Source organism: Mesorhizobium sp. M7A.F.Ca.CA.004.12.1.1, from assembly GCF_003997835.1.
In the GTDB taxonomy this organism is placed as follows: Bacteria; Pseudomonadota; Alphaproteobacteria; order Rhizobiales; family Rhizobiaceae; genus Mesorhizobium.
The window spans coordinates 1-4,955 of record NZ_RZRK01000472.1 but is presented as its reverse complement, the minus strand read 5'-3'; the positions used below and the strand labels follow the sequence as shown (position 1 = coordinate 4,955).

Here is a 4,955-nt window from a genome sequence, read left to right as displayed (position 1 = left end):
CTGCGCTGTGCCATCTCGCCTACCAGCGCACCGAGGAGATGACGGCCGACCGCTCGGCGATCACCTATCTCAACGCCACCGGCCAGTCCGGCATGGGCATGCTGAAGACGTTTCACCGCTTCCAGACTGCGCTGTCGCTCTCGGGCGCGCAAGTCGATCCCTACCGGATCAGCCATCCGATGCCGCGGGATCGTATCTCCAATCTCGAAGTGCTGGTGAAACAGAGCCCCAATGTCGACAGGCCGGACCCGCCCGCGCTGCAGCAGCGCCATGACATGGTGCGGGTGAAGATCGCCGTCTACATGGAAGGCCAGGCGGCTGCGTCGCGGCTGATGCGAAAGATGCAAGGGACCCTCGCCGCGCTATATGGCGACGCCCAGTCGACCTACCTGTTCGGCAACATCGCCGCCGCGCTCGCCAAGACCAATGCACTGATCAAGGCGCAGCCCAAGAACGCTTACTTCCAGGAACTGCGCGGCGACATCCTGATGAAGGCAAACAAACCCAAGGAAGCCGCGGACGCCTACGCCAAGGCGGTCAGCCTCGATTCGGCGCGGTCCGGTCTGCTGCCGGTGTCCATGGGCCAGGCGCTGATGGCCGTCGGCACGCCCGACTCTCTGAAAAAAGCCGTCGTGCAGATCAACAACGGCCTCGGGCGCGACAAGGAAAATTCAGCCGGGTATCGCTATCTGGCACAGGCCTACGGTGAGTTGGGTGACATACCGGGCGCCGAACTTGCCACCGCCGAAAGCCATTTCTATTCCGGCAACTACAAGGATGCGAAGATTTTCGCCATGCGGGCGCAGCAGCAGATGAAACGCGGCGAGCCGCGCTGGCTTCGCGCCCAGGATATCATAAACTACAAGCCGTCAACCAAGATCAAGTGAACCTTCCGGCCGCGCGCCACGACATAGCCAGACCGGAAAACAGGTAGAAGGAACAGGAACGATGAAAAAGGCACTGCTGCTGGGCACCACGGGGGTTGCGGTCGCCCTGGCCATGCTGGCTTTCGGATTCGTTGCCGGAAACCCGCAGATCGCCAAGGCCGGTACCGCACAGCCGGTCGAGACCGCGGCGGCCGATACCAAGATCGACCGCACCGAGGTCGAAGGCATCATCCGCGACTATTTGTTGAAAAACCCGGAAGTCCTCCTGGAAGTCCAGGACGCGCTTGAGGCCAAGCAGAAGGAAGAGCAGCGCATCGCTCATCTCGGCGTGATCAAGAATGCCAAGGACCAGATCTTCAACTCCGCCTTCGACGGCGTCGTCGGCAATCCGAACGGCAAGGTCACCATCGTCGAGTTCTACGACTACAATTGCGGCTTCTGCAAACGCGCCATGGACGACATGCAGGCGCTGACCAAGACCGATCCGGACCTGCGCTTCGTGCTCAAGGAATTCCCCATCCTTGGACCGGAATCGCAGAAGGCGAGCGTGGTCTCGATGGCCTTTCACCTGATGCACCCGGAAAAGTACGGCGAGTTCCACAATGCGTTGCTCGGCGGCCAGGGACGCGCCACCGAGGCGTCGGCAATCAAGGTCGCGCTGTCGCTCGGCGCCGACGAAGCGGCGCTGCGCGAGAAGATGAAGGACCCGACAATCAACGAGGCCCTCGCCAAGACCTACGATCTTGCCAACAAGCTGGCGATCACCGGAACGCCGTCCTATGTCATCGGCAACGAGGTGGTGTTCGGAGCACTCGGGCAGGAAGTGCTGGCAGAAAAGATCGAGGCGGCGAAAGCCGCGCTCTGATCTTGCTCGCCAGCTATTTCTCACGGGCACATTTCCGCCTGTTGTGGACAGTGAAAGAACGCACTTGTGCTCTTTCCGCGGGCGGCTATGCCCATTATAGAGGGCCCAGCGCGCCGGCTTGATGACGGCGCCGGGAAAGGTCGGCTTTTTGAAAACGGTTTTCGTCCTGAACGGTCCCAATCTCAACGCGCTCGGCAAGCGCGAGCCGGGCATCTATGGCGGCAAGACGCTTGCCGCGATCGCCGACGACTGCAAGCAGGCAGGCGAGGCGCTGGGGTTCGAGATCGATTTCCGCCAGTCGAACCATGAGGGCGACCTTGTCGACTGGATTCAGGAAGCTGGCGACAAGGCTGTCGGCATCGTCATCAATCCGGGCGCCTACAGCCACACCTCGATTGCCATCCACGACGCCATCCGCGCCGTCGCGCCGTTGCCGGTGGCCGAAGTTCATCTTTCCAACATCCATGCGCGGGAACCATTCCGCCACATCTCCATGGTCGCGCCGGTCGCCGTCGGCATGATCTGTGGCTTTGGGCCGCTCGGCTATACGCTGGCGCTACAGGCGCTGGCCGCACGCCTATGACCGGCCAACAAACAGAAGGCTCGAAAATGTCGATAAAGAAGACCGGTGTTGACCAGCAACTGATCCGCGATCTGGCGGGCATACTGAACGACACCAATCTCACCGAGATCGAGGTTGAACTGGGCGACCTGAAGGTGCGCGTCTCGCGGCAGGCGCCGGCTGTTCATGCAATCGCAGCGCCGCAGCAGGCCTATGCGCCGGCAGCAGCGCAAGCTGCCTCCGCAGCTCTGCCCGTTGTGGCAGATATTTCCAAGAACGCAGTCACCTCGCCGATGGTCGGCACCGCCTACCTGGCGCCGTCGCCGGACGCCAAGGCGTTCATCGAAGTCGGCCAGAAGGTCAAGGAAGGCCAGACGCTGCTGATCATCGAAGCGATGAAGACGATGAACCAGATCCCCTCGCCACGTGCCGGCACGGTGACCGCGATCCTTTTCGAGGATTCGCAGCCGGTCGAATATGGCATGCCGCTCGTCGTGATCGAATAGAGCGGGCCTGATGTTTCAGAAGATCCTCATCGCCAATCGCGGCGAAATCGCCCTCCGGGTGCTGCGCGCCTGCAAGGAACTCGGCATCCAGACGGTGGTGGTGCATTCGACCGCCGATGCCGACGCCATGCATGTGCGGCTCGCCGACGAGAGCGTCTGCATCGGTCCGCCGCCATCGCGCGACAGCTATCTCAACATCCATCAGATCGTTGCGGCCTGCGAAATCACCGGCGCCGACGCCGTGCATCCGGGCTACGGCTTCCTGTCGGAGAACGCCAAATTCGCCGACATACTGGCCGCGCACAACATCACCTTCATCGGTCCGTCCGGCGACCATATCCGCATCATGGGCGACAAGATCGAGGCCAAGCGAACCGCCAAGCGCCTCGGCATTCCGGTTGTGCCCGGTTCGGACGGCGCCGTCACCGACCAGAAGGAAGCCAGGCGCATTGCCGCCGAGATCGGCTATCCCGTGATCATCAAGGCATCGGCCGGTGGTGGCGGTCGCGGTATGAAGGTCGCCCTCACCGAGGCTGACCTGGAGATCGCCCTGCAGACGGCGAGCACGGAAGCCGGTGCGGCGTTCGGCGACGATGCCGTTTATATCGAAAAATACCTGGAAAAGCCGCGCCATATCGAAGTCCAGGTGTTCGGTGACGGCTTTGGCCGCGGCGTGCATTTCGGTGAGCGCGACTGTTCCTTGCAGCGCCGCCACCAGAAGGTCTGGGAAGAGGCGCCCTCGCCCGCCCTCAATGCCGAAGAGCGCGCCCGCATCGGCGGCATCTGCGCCAAGGCCATCGCCGATCTCGGCTATTCCGGCGCCGGCACCATCGAGTTCCTCTACGAGAATGGCGAGTTCTACTTCATCGAGATGAACACGCGCCTGCAGGTCGAGCATCCGGTGACGGAAGCGATCACCGGCATCGATCTCGTGCATGAGCAGATCCGCGTCGCCTCCGGTGGCGGCCTCTCGGTGAAGCAGGAGGACATCAAGTTCAACGGCCACGCCATCGAATGCCGCATCAACGCCGAGGACCCGCGCACCTTCACCCCCTCGCCCGGCACGATCACCCATTTCCACACACCGGGCGGCCTGGGCATCCGCGTCGATTCCGGCGTTTATTCCGGCTACAAGATCCCGCCATACTATGACAGCCTGATCGGCAAGCTGATCGTGCATGGGCGTAATCGCGTCGAGTGCATGATGCGCCTGCGCCGCGCCCTGGACGAGTTCGTCGTCGACGGCATCAAGACGACGTTGCCGCTGTTTCGCGATCTCGTCGGCAATGCCGACATCGCCAATGGCGACTACGACATCCACTGGCTGGAAAAATCCCTGGCCAAGGAAGACTAGCGCGGAGACGCGATGACCCGCCCCTACGCGCCCGGCTATCGCATCCCCACCGACCTTCTGCTCAAGGCATACGCCTCGGGCGTCTTCCCGATGGCCGAAAGTGCCGGCGACCCGGAGGTGTTCTGGGTGCGGCCGGAGACGCGCGGCATCATTCCGCTCGATGGTTTTCACGCGCCGAAAAGCCTCAGGAAAACGATCAGGAAGAACCCCTTCGACATCCGTTTCGATTTCGATTTCGAAGCGACCATCGACGGCTGCGCCGAAAAGCGCGTGGAACGGCGCTCGACCTGGATCAATGCGCCGATCCGCGAAGCCTATGTCGAGTTGCATCGGATAGGCCATTGTCATTCGGTCGAGGCGTGGCGCGAGGACCGGCTGGTCGGTGGCCTCTATGGCGTGTCGCTCGGCCGGGTGTTTTTTGGCGAGAGCATGTTCGCCAGGGAGACGGACGCTTCCAAGACCTGCCTTTTCTATCTCGTCGAGCGCTTGAAGGCACGCGGCTTCGCTCTGCTTGACACCCAGTTCACCACCGAGCACCTCAAGCGCTTCGGCGCGGTCGACGTGCCGCGCGGCAAATATGAAAAGATGCTGGCCGACGCGCTGAAGGGCGAGGCCGTATTCTATCCCTGAAGATTGAGCCTACTTCCCAGTGGCGGCTTCCAATGGCGTCTGCGAATGGAACATCATCTTCCAGCCGTTGACGCGATGGACATAGCCGGTGCTGACCAGCGCGACGTAAGGTTCGCCGTTCTCGCGTGTCGCATGTGCCTCGTAGGTCAGC

Annotated in this window: 6 protein-coding genes; all 6 read left to right on the top strand. The window is 62.2% G+C overall.

From position 1 onward, the window contains the following. A partial coding sequence (locus tag EN984_RS22795) for a M48 family metalloprotease (protein WP_164765586.1) occupies nucleotides 1–887 on the top strand: 887 nt, incomplete at its 5' end. A 61-nt stretch (nucleotides 888–948) separates the two neighbouring features. Beyond that, a complete protein-coding gene (locus EN984_RS22790) occupies nucleotides 949–1,752 on the top strand; it encodes a DsbA family protein (protein ID WP_127272408.1) in 804 nt (267 codons plus the stop codon). 148 nt (nucleotides 1,753–1,900) lie between these two features. Further along, nucleotides 1,901–2,335 carry a type II 3-dehydroquinate dehydratase gene (aroQ, locus tag EN984_RS22785; protein WP_127269235.1) on the top strand — a complete coding sequence of 145 codons (435 nt, stop codon included), beginning with the start codon at nucleotides 1,901–1,903 and terminating at the stop codon, nucleotides 2,333–2,335. A 26-nt stretch (nucleotides 2,336–2,361) separates the two neighbouring features. Further along, on the top strand, nucleotides 2,362–2,820 hold the full coding sequence (gene accB / locus EN984_RS22780) for an acetyl-CoA carboxylase biotin carboxyl carrier protein (RefSeq protein WP_127269234.1): 459 nt from the start codon (nucleotides 2,362–2,364) through the stop codon (nucleotides 2,818–2,820). A gap of 10 nt (nucleotides 2,821–2,830) precedes the next feature. Further along, nucleotides 2,831–4,174, top strand: coding sequence for an acetyl-CoA carboxylase biotin carboxylase subunit (accC, locus tag EN984_RS22775; protein ID WP_127383957.1), 1,344 nt, complete (start codon nucleotides 2,831–2,833; stop codon nucleotides 4,172–4,174). A 12-nt stretch (nucleotides 4,175–4,186) separates the two neighbouring features. After that, on the top strand, nucleotides 4,187–4,804 hold the full coding sequence (aat, locus tag EN984_RS22770; protein ID WP_127269232.1) for a leucyl/phenylalanyl-tRNA--protein transferase: 618 nt from the start codon (nucleotides 4,187–4,189) through the stop codon (nucleotides 4,802–4,804). Nucleotides 4,805–4,955 lie beyond the last annotated feature (151 nt).